Origin of the sequence: Mycolicibacterium cosmeticum (assembly GCF_000613185.1) — a bacterium.
Taxonomy (GTDB): Bacteria; Actinomycetota; Actinomycetes; order Mycobacteriales; family Mycobacteriaceae; genus Mycobacterium; species Mycobacterium cosmeticum.
This window is the reverse complement of record NZ_CCBB010000003.1, coordinates 1,218,108-1,233,123: the sequence shown is the minus strand read 5'-3', so window position 1 is coordinate 1,233,123 and position 15,016 is coordinate 1,218,108. Positions and strand designations below refer to the sequence as shown.

15 protein-coding genes are annotated in these 15,016 nt (G+C 66.7%); 3 read left to right on the top strand and 12 right to left on the bottom strand.

Annotation, left to right across the window (positions count from 1 at the left end; translation table 11 throughout):
• Positions 1 to 22: 22 nt before the first annotated feature.
• The 6 genes from BN977_RS25110 to BN977_RS25085 all read right to left on the bottom strand — a co-directional run bounded on the left by BN977_RS25110 (position 23) and on the right by BN977_RS25085 (position 6,474).
• A complete protein-coding gene (locus tag BN977_RS25110) occupies positions 23 to 1,090 on the bottom strand; it encodes an ABC transporter ATP-binding protein (RefSeq protein ID WP_036402322.1) in 1,068 nt (355 codons plus the stop codon).
• A 20-nt stretch (positions 1,091 to 1,110) separates the two neighbouring features.
• Entirely contained in the window at positions 1,111 to 1,926 is an 816-nt protein-coding gene (locus tag BN977_RS25105; protein WP_036402320.1) for a carbohydrate ABC transporter permease, read from the bottom strand.
• Positions 1,923 to 2,789 (bottom strand): carbohydrate ABC transporter permease, encoded by an 867-nt coding sequence (locus BN977_RS25100; RefSeq protein ID WP_036404370.1) that lies wholly within the window; start codon positions 2,787 to 2,789, stop codon positions 1,923 to 1,925. The genes BN977_RS25105 and BN977_RS25100 overlap by 4 nt, the downstream gene beginning before the upstream one ends.
• 73 nt (positions 2,790 to 2,862) lie before the next feature.
• A complete protein-coding gene (locus BN977_RS25095) occupies positions 2,863 to 4,188 on the bottom strand; it encodes an ABC transporter substrate-binding protein (RefSeq protein WP_036402319.1) in 1,326 nt (441 codons plus the stop codon).
• A 22-nt stretch (positions 4,189 to 4,210) separates the two neighbouring features.
• The gene (locus BN977_RS25090; RefSeq protein WP_036402317.1) at positions 4,211 to 5,692 is read right to left on the bottom strand and encodes an FGGY-family carbohydrate kinase; all 1,482 of its coding nucleotides are present in this window, start codon (positions 5,690 to 5,692) and stop codon (positions 4,211 to 4,213) included.
• Positions 5,689 to 6,474, bottom strand: a complete 786-nt coding sequence (locus BN977_RS25085) for a DeoR/GlpR family DNA-binding transcription regulator (protein ID WP_036402315.1) — start codon at positions 6,472 to 6,474, stop codon at positions 5,689 to 5,691. Before BN977_RS25085 ends, BN977_RS25090 begins: the two co-directional genes overlap by 4 nt.
• A gap of 324 nt (positions 6,475 to 6,798) precedes the next feature.
• Here BN977_RS25085 and BN977_RS25080 point away from each other — a divergent pair, with 324 nt between their 5' ends.
• Entirely contained in the window at positions 6,799 to 6,993 is a 195-nt protein-coding gene (locus BN977_RS25080) for a hypothetical protein (protein WP_131590208.1), read from the top strand.
• A 33-nt stretch (positions 6,994 to 7,026) separates the two neighbouring features.
• Here the strand turns inward: BN977_RS25080 and BN977_RS25075 are convergent, their stop codons facing one another.
• From BN977_RS25075 to BN977_RS32960, 3 genes are all read right to left on the bottom strand, one after another.
• Positions 7,027 to 7,602 carry a hypothetical protein gene (locus BN977_RS25075; RefSeq protein ID WP_051561886.1) on the bottom strand — a complete coding sequence of 192 codons (576 nt, stop codon included), beginning with the start codon at positions 7,600 to 7,602 and terminating at the stop codon, positions 7,027 to 7,029.
• 53 nt (positions 7,603 to 7,655) lie between these two features.
• Entirely contained in the window at positions 7,656 to 9,065 is a 1,410-nt protein-coding gene (locus tag BN977_RS25070; protein ID WP_234709666.1) for an FAD-dependent oxidoreductase, read from the bottom strand.
• A 471-nt stretch (positions 9,066 to 9,536) separates the two neighbouring features.
• Positions 9,537 to 9,782 (bottom strand): hypothetical protein, encoded by a 246-nt coding sequence (locus BN977_RS32960; protein WP_165576369.1) that lies wholly within the window; start codon positions 9,780 to 9,782, stop codon positions 9,537 to 9,539.
• 49 nt (positions 9,783 to 9,831) lie between these two features.
• On the opposite strand from BN977_RS32960, the gene BN977_RS31575 reads away from it, so the two are divergent.
• Positions 9,832 to 11,688, top strand: coding sequence for a cellulase family glycosylhydrolase (locus tag BN977_RS31575; protein ID WP_165576368.1), 1,857 nt, complete (start codon positions 9,832 to 9,834; stop codon positions 11,686 to 11,688).
• A gap of 53 nt (positions 11,689 to 11,741) precedes the next feature.
• Here BN977_RS31575 and BN977_RS25060 read toward each other — a convergent pair whose 3' ends face one another.
• Positions 11,742 to 12,104, bottom strand: coding sequence for a histone-like nucleoid-structuring protein Lsr2 (locus BN977_RS25060; RefSeq protein WP_036402312.1), 363 nt, complete (start codon positions 12,102 to 12,104; stop codon positions 11,742 to 11,744).
• A 223-nt stretch (positions 12,105 to 12,327) separates the two neighbouring features.
• A complete protein-coding gene (locus BN977_RS25055) occupies positions 12,328 to 12,951 on the bottom strand; it encodes a PAS and ANTAR domain-containing protein (RefSeq protein WP_036404360.1) in 624 nt (207 codons plus the stop codon).
• Between the two features lie 198 nt (positions 12,952 to 13,149).
• On the opposite strand from BN977_RS25055, the gene BN977_RS25050 reads away from it, so the two are divergent.
• Positions 13,150 to 14,340 (top strand): cytochrome P450, encoded by a 1,191-nt coding sequence (locus BN977_RS25050; RefSeq protein ID WP_234709665.1) that lies wholly within the window; start codon positions 13,150 to 13,152, stop codon positions 14,338 to 14,340.
• Here BN977_RS25050 and BN977_RS25045 read toward each other — a convergent pair.
• The gene (locus BN977_RS25045) at positions 14,321 to 14,986 is read right to left on the bottom strand and encodes a TetR/AcrR family transcriptional regulator (protein ID WP_036402309.1); all 666 of its coding nucleotides are present in this window, start codon (positions 14,984 to 14,986) and stop codon (positions 14,321 to 14,323) included. The genes BN977_RS25050 and BN977_RS25045 overlap by 20 nt on opposite strands.
• Between the last annotated feature and the right edge of the window lie 30 nt (positions 14,987 to 15,016).

Sequence of the window (15,016 nt, the reverse complement as noted above, 5' to 3'; positions counted from 1 at the left end):
TTGTTCCTCTTCCGTTACTTCGTCACCGAGTTGCGCCGGTGAGGCGCAGATGGGTTTGTGCGTCGAAAGCGTGTGCGCCACCGGGACGGATCGACAGCGCGACCGCGGCGCCTTCGGTGATGCCGGTGAGCCGGGAGGTCTCCACCACGCTGGTCAGCTCGGCGCCGCGGGCCGAGATGGTGACGATGGCCCGTGGCCCCAGCAGTTCGATCAGCGTCACGGTGGCAACACCGTCCTGCGCCGCGGTGGGGACCAGGTCGTCGGGGCGCACGCCGAGCGTGATCGGGCCGCGCGCGGTGATCCCGTCGATGTCGAGGGTCAATCCGTTGGCCAGGGTGAAGGTTCGGCCCGCCAGCTCGCCGTCGAGCAGGTTCATCTTGGGGCTGCCGACGAACGACGCCACGAAGGTGTCGGCCGGCGTGTTGTAGACCTCGAGCGGGGTGCCCTGCTGCGCGATACGGCCGTCCCGCAGCACCACCATGCGGTCGGACAGCGTCATCGCCTCCTCCTGGTCGTGCGTGACGTACACCGAGGTGATGCCGAGCCTGCGCTGGATCTGCAGCAGTTCGGTACGGGTCTCGACGCGCAGTTTGGCGTCCAGGTTGGACAGCGGCTCGTCGAACAGGAACACCGACGGCTCCCGCACGATGGCCCGCCCGATGGCCACCCGCTGCTGTTGCCCGCCGCTGAGGTCTTTGGGCTTGCGGCCCACCAGTTTTCCCAGCCCGAGTGACTCGGCCACCTGGTCGGCGCGGCGCAGCGCCTCGGCCCGCGGTGTCTTGGACGCCCGTAGCGGGAAGGCGATGTTCTCCCGCACGGTCAGGTGCGGGTACAGCGCGTAGTTCTGGAACACCATCGCCACGTCGCGGTCGCGGGGTTGCAACTGCGTGACGTCACGATCGCCGATGGTGATGGTGCCCGAGGTGACGGATTCCAGCCCGGCGAGCATGCGCAGGGAGGTGGACTTGCCGCAGCCGGAGGGTCCGACCAGCACGGTGAAAGAACCGTCGGGCAGTTCGAGATTCAGGTCCTCGACGATGGTGGTGGACCCGTAGGACTTGTTGACTCCGGAGAATCGAATTGTAGCCATGACGCTGTGCTCACCAATCTCTAGAACTTGACCGCGCCGCCGCTGATGCCCTGCACGAGCCGGCGCTGGATGAAGAAGCTGGCGATGACGACGGGTACCACCGCGATGAGGATCGCCGCGCTCATCGAGCCGATCTGCACCCCGCGGAAGGTGTTGAATCCGGCGATGGCCACCGGCAGGATGGCGGCCTTGCCCGGTGCCAGGATGAGGCCGTAGAACAGGTCGTTCCACGACAGGGTGAAACCGAAGATGGCGGCGGCGCCGATGCCGGGATACACCTGGGGCAGTACCACCATCCGGAAGGCTTGGAAGCGGGTGAATCCGTCGACCTGGGCCTGCTCCTCCAGGGACCGCGGCACCGCCTCGAAGAAGCCGATGAGGAACCAGGTCACCACGGGCAGCACGAAACTCAGGTGCGCGAAGATGACCGGCACCACGGTGTCGTTGAGGCGCAACGCATACGCCATGGTGAGGAACGGGAACACCAGCACCGCGGGCGGCAGCACCTGGGCGGCCAGCATGCCGAACCGGGTGGCGGTGCCGCCGGCGCGGAACCGCGCGATGGCGTAGGCGCCCATACTGCCGACCACCACGCTGATGCCCACGGTGACGAGCGCGACCATGGCGCTGCGGCCGGCGGCGCCGAGGATGTCCGAGGACAGCACGGTGCGCCAGCTGTCCAGCACCGGGGTGAAGCTCAGCAGGAACGGATCGTTGAGCTGCTGCGGTGTTTTCACACTCGCCAGCGCGATCCACAGCACCGGGAACAGCACCGTGATGGCGGCCGCCCACAGCAGGGCCACCCGGCAGATCGTCAGCGCGCGAGAGTTCTTCATGACTGCCCCGCCTGTTCCGTTCGCGCCTTCTCCATCCGGCGGAAGGCGATCACGATGACCGTGAGCACCAGCGCCAGCACCACGAACGCCATCGACGAGGCCGAGCCGAGCCGGAAGAACTGGATGCCGGTCTGGTAGATGAAGTACTGCAGCGTCTCGGTTTCGGTGCCCGGTCCCCCGCGGGTGGTGGCGAAGACGTATTCGAACACCTTCATGGCATCCAGTGACCGCAGCATGATGGCCACCACCAGGACCGGCGCCAGCAGCGGCAGGGTCACCCGGCGCAGCACGTACCAGCCGCCGGCGCCGTCCACCCGGGCCGCCTCCAGGGGCTGGCGCGGAATGGATTCCAGCCCGGCCAGCAGGAGCAGCACCATGAACGGCGTCCACTGCCAGACGTCGATGAACGCCATGGTGAACAGGGCGCGGCCGGGCCCGAAGAAGTCGTAGTCGATGCCGATGCCGCGCAGCAGGTGCGGGATGGCGCCGAGTTGGTCGTTGAGCAGGAAGCGGAAGATCAGGCCGACCGCGATGGGGGTGATGAACATCGGTGCGAGCAGCATGGAGCGGGTGAGATCGCGTGCCCAGCGCTGCTTTTGCAGGGCGAGCGCGATCGCCAGCCCGATGATCAGTTCCAGCCCGACGGCGACCAGCACGTACAGCGCGGTGGTGCCGAAGGCGTGCCAGAATTCGGCGTCACCGAACGTGGCGGCGTAGTTGTCGGCGCCCACCAGTTTCGGCGTCCCGTGATCGGTGAGCTTGTAATCGGTGATGCTCAGGTAGAAGGCGTAGGCCAGGGGGAAACCGACCACCCCGACGAAAAGGGCAATCAGGGGGGCGACCATGCCGTGCTTGAAACCCATCATGGTCATCGCTCCTTTCGCGGGGTGGTCGGTTTCGGGGAGGGCAGCTGTGTTTTTCCCGAGGGGCGGGGCCTCAGCCTTGGATCTTCTCGGCGGCGGCTTGCGCGGCGGCCAGTGCGTCGTCGACGCTCTTGGTGCCCGCCACCGCCTCGTTGAGTTCGGTGCCGACGGCCTGGATCATCTCTTCGCCGCTGGGACCCTGGCTCAGCGGTGCCGCGTTGGCCAGTAGCTTCTCCACGGTCTGGTAGTAGTCCGCGCCGAACTTGCCGTTCAGGACGGCCGGGTCCTTCAGGGTGCTTTGCCGGATGGCGGCGCCGCCCTTCTCGGTGCGGGTCACATCGTGCGGCTTGGCGGTGATCCAGGAGGCGAACGCCCAGGCGGCATCCGAAGCACCCGAGTTGGCCGGGATGGCCCAGCTCCAGGAACCGAGCACCTGCTTGCCACCCGGGATCGGGGCCAGCTTGAACTTGCCTGCCGACGGACCGGAACCGGGCTCGTTGAGCGCAGGCAGGTTCCAGTTGTAGTTGATCATCGACGCCGACTGCCCGGCCGACACCGACCGCAGCGCCTCATCCATGCTCCAGTTCAGGCTGTTGGGCGGTGCCGCGTTCTTGTAGGTGTCGATGTAGGCCGCCAGCGCCCGCTTGGCCTCCGGCGTGTTGAGCGTGGGCTTGCCGTCGGGACCGTAGATGGAGCCGCCCGCGGCGAACAGCCAGTTGCCCCATTCCTCGAAGATCTTGTACCCGCGCTGCGGCTGCATCGCGATGCCGGCGCGGTCACCGGACTTGAGCGCCTTCGACGTGCTCACCAGCTGGTCCAGCGTGGTCGGCACCTGCTGCTTGGCCTGGGCCAAATCGTCGGTGTTGTACAGGTATCCGAGCGCGTAGTTGTAGAACGGCACCGCGTAGCGCACGCCGTCGACGGTGGTGATGTCGGTGAGCGGCTTGAAGAAGTCGGCCGCGTCGTAGTCGGGGGTGCTGTCGATACGGGCGTCCAGTGGCTGCAGGAACTTCGCCTTGGCGAAGTCAACCATCCACGGGTTGTCCACCACGATCAGGTCATAGTTCGGGGTGCTGGACTGGAAGGAGGACACCAGCTTGTCGCGCATCTGGTCATACGTCAGCTGCTCGATGTCGATCTTGATGTCCGGGTAGTCCTTGTTGAAGTCGGCCACCATCGATTTCACGATGTCGCTGTCGGGGACGTTCTCCATCAGGATGCGTACGGTGCCCGAGGTGTTCTTGGGGACCTCGCCGGTGCCGGTGGCCTGGGCTTGCTCGGGGCCGCCACTGCCGGCACAGGCGCTCAGCAGCAGTGCGACCACGGACACCAGGGCGGCGAGGGCGGCCAGGACGAACGGCCGCCTCCGCCCTGGTGTCGGGGTGGTGGTGATTTTCATTGCGGCACGGTTCCTTTCGTGATCATCGGGGGGTACGGGCCAATCGGTGCGATATCGGTGCCATCGCGGCGCCGAGTTCGCGCCAGGTCGCGTAGGCGGTGTCGTACGCCGCCGCACGAGCCGGATCGGGTACGTATGGGGCGTCCAGGGTGATGAACCGGGCGGCGTCGGACCAATCGTCGAGTGCCCCGATCCCGATGGCCGCGATCACCGCCGCGCCGAGTGAGGCACCCGGATGCCCGTGCACCGGCAGCATCTCCAAACCCAGCACATCGGCGTGAATCTGCTTCCACAGGGTCGATTTCGAGCCGCCGTTGGTGATCATCACCCGGCTCAGCGGGATCCCGATGTCGGTGAAGACATCGACGTGGTGGCGGAAGCCGAAGGCGATCGCCTCGAGCACCGACCGGTACATGTCGGCCCTGGTGTGTCCGAGGTGCAGGCCGGCGAACGTGCCGCGCAGGTCGGGGTCGTGCAACGGGCTCTTCTCGCCGAGGAAGTAGGGCAGGCACAGGATTTCGGCCGGTGCCCGCTGCGCGGCCTCGTCGTCGAGCGTGGTGACTTCGGCGCCACCGACCAGTGCCTGGAACCAGCGGATCAGGCTGCCGCTGGTGGCCATGCATCCGTTGGGCAGCCAGTGCCCTGGCACCGGGTGCGCGTCCAGGTACAGGCGTTCGTCGACCACCTGGGTGTCGCTGGCGACCAGGATGTCCCCGGCCCCACCGAGTTTCACCAACGCGTCGCCGGGCCGGTTGACGCCGGCCGCGTATGCCGAGAGCACGTGATCGGCGCCGCCGACGATCAACGGTGTGCCCGCCCGCAGGCCGGTGAGTTCGGCGGCCTGCGGGCTGAGTTCACCGACGCGGGTCCCGGGGCGGTGCACGGGCGCGAGGGTGCCCGGGTCGAGGCCGGCGGCGGCCAGCACGGCGCCGGCCACCGGTCCGTCGATGCTGAACAGCCCGGATTCCAGCGCCCAGTTCTGCTCGACGTGGCACGGCGCCCCGAGGGCGGTGAGCACCCAGTCATAGGACCCGACCCAGTGCGCGGTGCGGGCGTACACGTCGGGTTCGTGCTCGCGCAGCCACACCGTGGTGGGGGCCACCGACTGCTGGGTGAGCGCCGATCCGGTCAGCGTGACCAGGTCCACCCCGGACAACTCCGCCGCCAGCGCGGCCACCTCGCGGTGTGCCCTGGCGTCGTTCTGAAGGATGGCCCGGCGCAACGGTTTTCCGGCCCGGTCCACCGGGACGACGGCGGGCACCATGCCCGATGTCGCGACCGCCCCGACGGCGGCGGCCGGAATGTCGGCGGACGCGAGGACTTCGCGGATGGACTCGACGACGTTGCGCTGCCACTGCGCGGTGTCGGCCTCGGCGATGCCCGGCCCGGTGGAATGCAGGGCCGTTTCGCGGGACGCGGTGGCGACGATGCCGCGGCCGGTGTGCAGCAGCACCGTCTTGGTGCCGGTGGTGCCGATGTCGACGCCGATGGTGTAGTCGCTCATGCCGTACCGCCTGTCACACAGATGACCTCGACGCCAGCTCCCCTTGCGGCGACGAGGGCGGGATGGTCGGGCTCACCGTCGGTGACGATGACGCCGATATCGGCCAGTGCGGCGATGCTGACGAAGGTGACCCGGCCCAGCTTGCTCTTATCGGCGGCCACGATGACCCGGTCGGCGCGGCGACTGGCCGAGCGCTTCACCCGGCTCTCGCCGTGGTGGTAATCCGAGATCCCGCGGTCGACGTCGATCCCGGCGACACCCATGACGAAGGTGTCGCAGTTGTAGTTGGCCAGCGTGTCCTCGGCGGTGGGCCCGATCAGACTCAGTTCACCGGGGCGCACTTCCCCTCCGGTCAGCACGACGGTGGTGTCGGGCTCGTCGACGAGTTCCAGGGCCACCAGGATGCTCGGTGTGACGATGGTCAGGCCGAGCCGGCGGCCACGCAGCGACCGGGCCACCGCCAGCGCGGTGCTGCCGGAGTCCAGGATCAGCGTCTCGCCATGGCTCACCAGATCGGCGACGGCGTCGGCGATATGCCGCTTCTCCTCCGCCGCGTCGGCCACCCGCGTCGCGAACGACGGCTCGGCGTCCTTGCCTTTGACGGCGATGGCGCCGCCCACCACCCGGCGCAACACGCCGAGCGCTTCCAGGGCCTCCACGTCGCGCCGGATGGTCATCTCGGACACGTCGAATTCGGCCGCCAGTTCGGCGTAGCCGACCTCGAAATCGCTTCTGAGTCGCTGCTCGATGCGGTCACGACGGGTTTTCGCGTCCACCGTCACCCCGCACACCGATGTGTAAAATTCACATTTACGGTGGCCAGCGTTGGCCAATCGGCGGCTGAATCGTTCATCGCGTGTGAATCTATGACACATATTGTGACTTGTCCACACAACCGTGAGATTTTTTCTCACGGGCACTTCCGCCCTCGGGTCGCCGATCTCCTACCACGGGCGCAGTGCCCTTTCCCCCCGTCGCTGCGCTCGCCCCGGCCCTTTCCCCCCGTCGCTGCGCTCGCCCCGGCGCGGAAACCCGCCTTCGGCACGATGTGCCGCGACCCCGGGCTTCCTAGCGTCGAGCTATGCACCCGACAGGCGCCGAAGATCATGGCTGACAACGCGATCACGCTCATCCCGTATGCGCGAAGGGGCTCTCCGCGCGACCGGTTGATCGCCGTTCTCACCGCCGTGCGGGCGGCGGCGCGCCACACCCACCGGCCGACGAACGACGCGCGCCACCCGCCACGTCGGCCGGCTTTCGTCGAGGATGCGGCCATGGCCCGCGAGATGTTCCGGCTGTGAACTGCTACCGCGGTCCCATCCGGGTGGTTGCCGCTACTTGCAGAGTTCCTCGACCGCGGCGTTCTGGGCGTCGGCATCCTTGAGCCGGGCATCCTGACCGGGGTCGCTCTTGGGAACCTGTGCCATGGCGGCGGCGCCGATGTCCATCAGGGTGTTACCGAACTTGCGGGCCGCGTCGGCGATCTCCGGCGGCGCCGCGGGCTCGATGCGGGCCAGCAGATACTGACCGCCCCCGTACAGCGCCAGTCGGGCGTTGGCCGCCACCGCCAGTGCGCCGGAGACGTCCTCGTCACCACCGGGCGCCTGCAACGCGCTGCTGTTGGCCACACCGGCCCGGACGAGTTCGAACGCGGCACACAGTTTGGTCTTGGCGTCGCTCTTCTCGGTATCGGAGAACGTCGGAGTCGCAGCCTCGGCCGGAGCCGGGGCGTCGGCCTGCGTGGGATTGCGCCACATCCACGCGGACGCGCCGAGCGTGGCGATGGCGACGAGCATCGCGATCGTGGCCAGCACGCCTGGGCCGAAATTCGAACCGGACTTGGCCTCCTCGGCCTCCGGCGCGGCATCCTCGGATACGTTCTCGCCTTCGGGCTCGTTCTCATCGGACACGTGAGCAAGGGTAACAATCGGCGCCGCCGGAGCCGGGTGGTCAACCCGGCCGGTCACGCGGCGCGGCGCACCAGCCGGCGCGTGTGCCTGACGCGGACGATCGCGGTGCGCTTGAGGCACTGCGTCAGTACCCGGGCCAGCAGCGCCGGTCGCAGCGCGCGCCGCGGGGGGTCGATGAGGTTGGCGGTGCGGACGAACCGCTCGGTGAGCACGATGTCGTGGCGAGCCGCCCGGAAGGCCTGCGCGGTGAGCCACCCGGCCACGCGCCGGGACACCGAACCGGCTTCCGGCGCCGGGAGCTCGCGCGCCTGGTTCATGGCCCAGATCGGTCCGATGGTGGCGGCGGCGGCGGCGAAGAAGCGCGGCGCCAGCTGCGCACCGCCCTGGCGCAGACAATCCCGCAGCAGCAGTGCCTGGATGGCCGTCAGTGTCATCCCCTGTCCCCAGATGGGGTTGAGCGCACAGAGCGCGTCTCCGACGACGAGGAGACCTTCGGGGAAGGTCTCCAGCTCGTCGTAGCGTCGCCACGTCCCAACGGCGTTCCGGAACACCGCAACCTCGCCGCGCGGCTCGGCGGCGCGCAGCGCGGCGGACACCGACGGCGTCAGCAGCGGGGCGGCCAGGGCCCGCAGCTGCGCCAGGTCGGCCGGAGGGTCGACGGGGCCGTCGGTGCGGGTGACGGTCAGCATCCACGTGCCGTTCTCGTACGCCACCAGACCGCCGGCGGCCTCCGCCGCGCGGACCAGCACCAGCCGCTCGCGGATCGCGTCGGCCGGCATACAGATCAATTGGCTGAAGTAGGTGGCGCGAGTGGCCGACCGGTGCTGCTCCGGGCGCGCATACCCCAGCGCCTCCAGAAACGCCGGCGTGCGGGCCGCCCGCCCCATCGCGTCCACCACCAGATCTGCCTCAAGCAAAGTCCGCACACCGCTGCGCCGGTTCGCCACCCCGACGCCGACGACACGACCCTTGTTCGCGGCGATCGGCTCGATCACCTCATGGCCGTCCAACAACCGCACGTTGCTCAGGGCGCGCACCCGGCGGCGGAGGTGGAATTCGACGAGCGGCCGGCTGGCCAGATATTGCACCAACGCCGCGGGCTCGGCGAACTTCGCCCGGCGGTTGAACCCGTAGGAGCCAAATCTGAAGTCCACCCGCGAGAGGTCCCCTTCGTCGAGGACGATGGCCCCGGCGTCGGCAAGCTCGGCCAGCAGTCCCGGGAACAATTCCTCCAATGCGGCCGAGCCGCGACTGAGCAGGCTGTGCAGATGCCGCCCCTGCGGGACACCCCTGCGCTGAGCTGGTTGTTCGCCCAGCCGATCCCGTTCGACGAGCGTCACGCTCCTGTAGAACTCGGACAGCACCCGGGCGGCGAGCAGGCCGGCCGGACCCGCCCCCATGACCACGGCATGTTCCCCCGCCTCATCCATGCGGCTCACCACCATTTCGATCGGGCCAGTCACTCCTCGGACAGTACCGCAAAGATTAAGAAAAGTAAGGGTTTGTTAAGGCAGCTCTGAGAGTTCGCCCCCGGGAACGCCACTTGACCTGCGGATTGCCGGGGTGATGGGCAGAGTCACCCCGGATAGCGGCCCGTGGGCGCGCCCGGCAAAAATTGTCCAGAATGTAAATATCGCGCCTGTCCGCCAAACGGCGGACGCTGCACCAAAATTTGCCAATATGCAAGGTACGGAAGCGTTCCATACCCCTTGGGCCCGACCCGGACTCGATTCGAGCGCGAAACCGATTGTGCGCGTGACCATTACGGCGAATGTCCGAGCATGCCCGGCTGCCGCCGGGAACGCTTCGGCGTGTCGCCTCACCGCTTGCCATAACACGGCTTATGGCTCACGTTTCGTTAATTGGTGCGCCAGTTAGACCATTTGCTAGAAGTGCTTACTCTTGGGTAGCAATTCCCAGCTCAAAGCGGGTTTTCATAAATTTTGCTGATTTGCTAGCAGGGCCGTAAATTCTGGAGCAGTCTTCAGCCAGGTGCTCGAACCACTCAGAATCAGAACGGGAGTCGCCGCGATGAACCATGCCCGCAGACCGATCCGGCGCATCGCCGTCCGGTCCACGATTGCGGTGATTGCGATATCGCTCTTCGCAGCAACCACAAGCCAGTTCCTGCTCCCCACCATGCGCCACGCCTCGTACGAGGTGATCAACACGGCGACCATCGAAGAGTCCCCGACCACGATCGGCGTTGCGGAGTCCAACCTCTACAGCATGAGCAATGCCGATGTGGACAAGGCGCTGGACAAGATGCTGTCCCTCGGGGTCACCAACGTCCGCATCGGCGTCTTCTGGCGCACCGTCCAGCCGCTCAACTCCACCAGCTATGACTGGGCCAAGACCGACTACATCGTCAAGGCCGCCGCCGATCGCGGGATGGGCATCCTCGGCGTGCTCAACCAGACGCCCGCCTGGGCCGGCAACATCGCCAACGGCCACCCTGATCCCGACGCGTACGCCAAATTCGCCGCCGCCGTCGCGCAGCGCTACGCGGGCAAGATCTCGGCATACGAGATCTGGAACGAGCCCAACGCCATCTTCGAATGGAACCCGGTCGACGCCGCGTCCTACACGGAGATGCTGAAGAAGGCTTACACCGCCATCAAGGCGGTGGCCACGACGACCAATCAGGACATCAAGGTCATCGGTGGTGTCGTCGGTGCCGGCCTGACCATCGGCAATCTGTCCCTGGACCCGGTCAGCTTCATCACGCAGATGTACGCCAACGGCGCCAAGGGTTACTTCGACGCCCTCTCGTTCCACCCGTACAACTACACGCTGCCATTCAGCCAGGGCCCGGCCAATACCTGGCCCGGCACCTCGGCACTGGCCCAGCTGCAAGCCATTCGCGCCCTGATGGACGTCAAGGGCGACGCCGATCTGAAGATCTGGATCAGCGAATACGGGCAGCCGACGCTCACCGGCACCCCGGAGGACCAGCAGAAGCAGGTCAAATATCTGGAGGACATGGTCCGGTCCTGGCAGAAGTTCCTCAACGGTGGCCCGATCTTCATCTACAACCTCAAGGACACCGGACCGCAGAACAGCACCACCAAGGAAGACCACCTGGGTCTGTTCGACTACAACTGGAATGCCAAGGCGGCCGCCGACGCGATCCGGCAACTGATCCTGGAGTTGACCGGGACCACACCCCCGACCAACCCGCCCGGTACCCCGGCGACCGGTCTGGGCGGCCTGGTGCAACAGCTCTTCACCGCCGTGGCCAGCGTGGTCAGCAATATCGTCAACTTCGTGCCGATGGCGCTGTCGACAGTGGTGAACGTGGTCAAGAACCTTCTCGGCGGACTCTTCGGGGTCAAGACCACGTCGAGCCTGGCGACCGCAAAGGTCGCCGCGGCCGCCACCGACGACGCGGTGACCACCGCCGCCGTCACAGCGGATTCGGTCACCGCGAAGGACACCACCGCTGCCGACGCCACACTGCAGGCCGGCAAGCACAGTGAAAGCACCACGGAGACAAAGGCTTCCGAAGGTTCCGAGGTTACCGGCGCCCAGGACGAGGCGGTGACCACCGTGCCGGCGGCCGACGAGACGGCCGGCACCGAGGTCACCGTGACGGAACCTGTTGCCACAACAGAACCGGCGGCCACCGAACCGACCACCGCTCCGACGCCGACCACCGTGTCCGAGCCCGAGGCCGACACGACAACCGAGCCGAAGGCCGACACCGTGTCCGAGCCGAAGACCGACACCACGTCCGATTCGAAGACCGACACCGTGTCCGATTCGGGCACGACACCGAAACCGGATACCAAGTCAGATTCCAAGGCAGATTCGAAGGCAGATTCGAAGCCCGCCTCCGAGAGCTCCGATGCTTCGACTCCGAAAACGGACAACACCACCACCGGTGACAAGGTGACCCGGCCCGGTGCGAAGTTCGGGACCAGCCAGAGCGGCGTCAAGCCGGTGAAGCCGAAGGTGGGCGTCAAGGGCAAGCGCGACACCAAGCCGCACGCGCCCGAGACGGCATCCGGCACTCCGGCTACCACATCGGACAGCCGGTCGAGCACCGGTGCGAGTGCGTCAACGGGCACCGCAACCTCGGAATAACCCGACCGGATGACCTTTCGCCCCCGAATGCCACGGCATTCGGGGGCGAAAGTCTAGTGAGCGGCCTCGAAAGCCTCGAGGACCTCGGCCTTGATACGGCCCCGATCGGACACCTCGTATCCGTTCTTCCTTGCCCACTTACGGATGGCCGCGAGCTGTTCCTTCGACCCGCTCGCGCCGGCGTTACCGTTGGTGGAAATAGATTTCACCGACCGGCGCGAACGCCCGCCACGAACCTTTGCCGCCGCCTCGATAAACGGCTTCAGTGCTTTGTCCAGCTTGGCGATGTTGCCGGCAGCCAGGTCGATCTGGTACTCGACTCCGCGCAGTGAGAACTCGATACGCTCCCCGCCGCCATTTGGAATCTCGGAACCATCCAAGTCGTCAATTAGTTGGCGGACGACACGTTCGGCCATTGGAAATACCCTATCTGTTGGATTGCCATTGCAGGCTACCAGCGGGTACACACTGCTTCACATGTCAACTACCGCAAGGTCATGATTCACGGCGAACACATAGTGTTTTCCGGCTACAGACACATCGATTGTCAAAATTGACGCAAGCCGATATCTGAATCCGGTTTCGGTAGGTATATCGGAATCCGAATATGACGCTTATATCGACCACTGAGCCACCGGCTCAGAAAGGTCTCATCAGCAGGTGATCGACCGACGCCCTGCGGCCGGCATCGACGGTCAGTCGGCGCGGCAGCTCCTTGGCCAAATGCCGCGCCAGTGCCGAGATCTTGACGTTCAGTTCCTGCGATCGCCACCTCAGGATCTCGAAGGCAGCATCGGCGTCGATGTCGTACGCCACCATCAGCATGCCCTTGACCTGTTCGATCGCGGCCCGGTCGACCAGAATTCCGTCCAAACTGTCCGAGATCGATTCCTGCACATCATGATTGAGCGCGTTGGTGACATCGACGTAGAACCCGCGCGTGCCGACGACGCGGCCGGCTCGCCGTAGCGCCTCGCCGACCACGACAACGGTGCGCACCGCGCCGGTGGTGGTCACGATACGGTGCCGGCTGGCGAATGGCGCCGACGAGCGTTGCAGGCGCGTCTTCACCCGTTCGACGTCATCGGGATGCTTGTGGCTGAGCACGAGCGCAGTCGTCGGCATGACCTGCCCGGCGGCATAGCCATGCATCTCCGCCACGGCATCCGACCATGTCCAGGTGTCGGTGTCGTAGCAGTACTCGAAGCCGCCGATGCGTTGCACCGGTCCGCCGACGACGGCCTTGTCGACCGGCCCCACCATCTCTTCCACATGCTTGACCTACCACGTCGTTGCGCCCCGCGTGGACCGCTCGTCGAGACGGTGCAGATGTTTCGCATTCCGGCTTTTCCACGTGTCGACTCCACAAAGTCGTCATTGACTGAGGATATGGTCGTATGTGACGATTTCGTCAACTAAGGGAGTCGCGCCCCCGGCGCGGCCTCAACAGGAAGGCGACCCGTGCTGCACCGACCCCGCCACATTCCGTCGTACCGGCCCGACATCTACAGCACATCGGCCATCCTCAGCCCTTATCCGCACTACCGCGCCCTGCGGCGGCTCGGCCCGCTCGTCTGGCTTCCCCGGCACCGGATGGTTGCCCTACCCCACTACGCCGAGTGCAAAGCCACCCTGCGCGCCGACGATCTCTACCTGTCCGGGCACGGCGTGGCGGCCAACGCGGTGGCCAACGGAATGTCGCGCGGCACCACCCTCAACAGCGACGGAACGGATCACGACCGCCGCCGCAAGCTCGTCGCTCATCGCCTGATGCCCAGGGCGCTTCGTGGACTCACCGCCTCCGTGGAGGACGCCGCGCGCACCATCGTCGACGCCGCGCTGACCAAAGGCCGCGTCGACGGCGTCGCCGACCTGGCGACCGCGCTGCCGCTGGCCGTCGTCCCGGATCTGGTCGGCTGGCCGCACGAGCGGCGCGCGGACCTGCTGCCCTGGGCCGCAGCCACCTTCGACATGCTCGGGCCCGTCAACCGGCAGGCGCTGCGAGCCGTCCCGCGCAGCGTCCAGATGTTGCGCTTCGCGCGTGCGGTGGTGCGCAACCGAAATGTCTTGCCCGACAGCATGGCTGACGAGCTGCTGAGTGCCGTCGACGAAGGCACCCTGGCTCCCGACGACGTGCCGCCGCTGATCATCGACTACATCGCACCCTCGTTGGACACCACCATCAGCGCCATCTCCAGTGCGATCCAGCTGTTCGCCGCGCATCCCGAACAGTGGGAAATGCTCAGGGCCGAACCGGGATTGCTGCCGAACGCGATCAACGAGGTGGTGCGCTACGAGTCACCGGTGCGGGCGTTCACCCGGAAAGTCGCTCGTGACACCTCGATCGCCGGGACGGATGTTCCCGCCGGAACGCGACTGGTGGTGCTGTACGCCTCGGCCAACCGCGACGAACGCGAATGGGACGACCCCGAGGTATTCGATATCCGCAGGGACGCGGGACGGCACATCGGCTTCGGCAACGGCGCGCACGCCTGTGCCGGACAGGGCCTGGCCAGGATGGAGACCGCGACGATCCTGTCCGCACTGCTCGAGCGCGTCGAACGCATCGAGGCCGACGGGACGCCGGAGTGGGCCGTCAACAACATCATCCGGCGGCTCGAACGGCTGCCCGTCAGGCTGATTCCGGCCTGACGCCCGGCAGGGATCCCAGGTCCGGAAGGGGTTTGCGGCACATGGCACGAGCCTCGTCGGCGGACAACCCCAAGAGCCGCAACAGGTTTTCGGTGGCCTGGTCGGCGGTGGCGCCGTCGTCGCGATCGGGATGATCCCTGACGAGGATGCCGACACCCATCAGGACGCCACCGGCGATGGCCAAGGCAAGCTCGGGATCCTCGATGGTGAAGCGGCCGGCCTCGATGCCGGCGATGAGATCGCGGCGGGCCCGCGGCGCGACGCCGCGGTCGGAATTGATCATCGACGGACCATTGTTCAGCAGGATCTGAGCCTCCTGCGGGCGTGTGCGGAACAGTCGGCCGGTCAGCCGGAAGCTGCACGCGAAGGTTTCGGCGGGATCGTCGATCGCGGCGGTCAACTCGTCGAGCAGCGCTCCGTGCGCGTCGAGGGTCTCGATGACCGCGGCGTCGAACAGCTCCTCCTTGCTGGTGAAGTGGTTGTAGAACGAGCCCATCCCCACGTCGGCCGCTTGGGTGATCTCCAGAATCGGGACGTTCAGCTTCCCCTCGGCGATGAACGCCTGAGCCGCTTTGATCAGGGCGGCACGGGTGCGCTGTTTGCGCCGCTCGACTCGGTTGGCGGACGGCGTGTCGTCGACTGTCATGAGGCTCCTTGCCCGTATCGGGTCCCCACA

Coding starts and splice junctions, on each gene's coding strand:
- BN977_RS25110 (WP_036402322.1), bottom strand. CDS start 1,090: ATGGCTACAATTCGATTCTCCGGAGTCAACAAGTCCTACGGGTCCACC.
- BN977_RS25105 (WP_036402320.1), bottom strand. CDS start 1,926: ATGAAGAACTCTCGCGCGCTGACGATCTGCCGGGTGGCCCTGCTGTGG.
- BN977_RS25100 (WP_036404370.1), bottom strand. CDS start 2,789: ATGGGTTTCAAGCACGGCATGGTCGCCCCCCTGATTGCCCTTTTCGTC.
- BN977_RS25095 (WP_036402319.1), bottom strand. CDS start 4,188: ATGAAAATCACCACCACCCCGACACCAGGGCGGAGGCGGCCGTTCGTC.
- BN977_RS25090 (WP_036402317.1), bottom strand. CDS start 5,692: ATGAGCGACTACACCATCGGCGTCGACATCGGCACCACCGGCACCAAG.
- BN977_RS25080 (WP_131590208.1), top strand. CDS start 6,799: ATGGCTGACAACGCGATCACGCTCATCCCGTATGCGCGAAGGGGCTCT.
- BN977_RS32960 (WP_165576369.1), bottom strand. CDS start 9,782: ATGGTCGCCGTGTTGATCACCTCGTACGAGGCGTGGCGCATGGTGGGG.
- BN977_RS31575 (WP_165576368.1), top strand. CDS start 9,832: ATGAGCAATGCCGATGTGGACAAGGCGCTGGACAAGATGCTGTCCCTC.
- BN977_RS25060 (WP_036402312.1), bottom strand. CDS start 12,104: ATGGCCGAACGTGTCGTCCGCCAACTAATTGACGACTTGGATGGTTCC.
- BN977_RS25055 (WP_036404360.1), bottom strand. CDS start 12,951: ATGGTGGGGCCGGTCGACAAGGCCGTCGTCGGCGGACCGGTGCAACGC.
- BN977_RS25045 (WP_036402309.1), bottom strand. CDS start 14,986: ATGACAGTCGACGACACGCCGTCCGCCAACCGAGTCGAGCGGCGCAAA.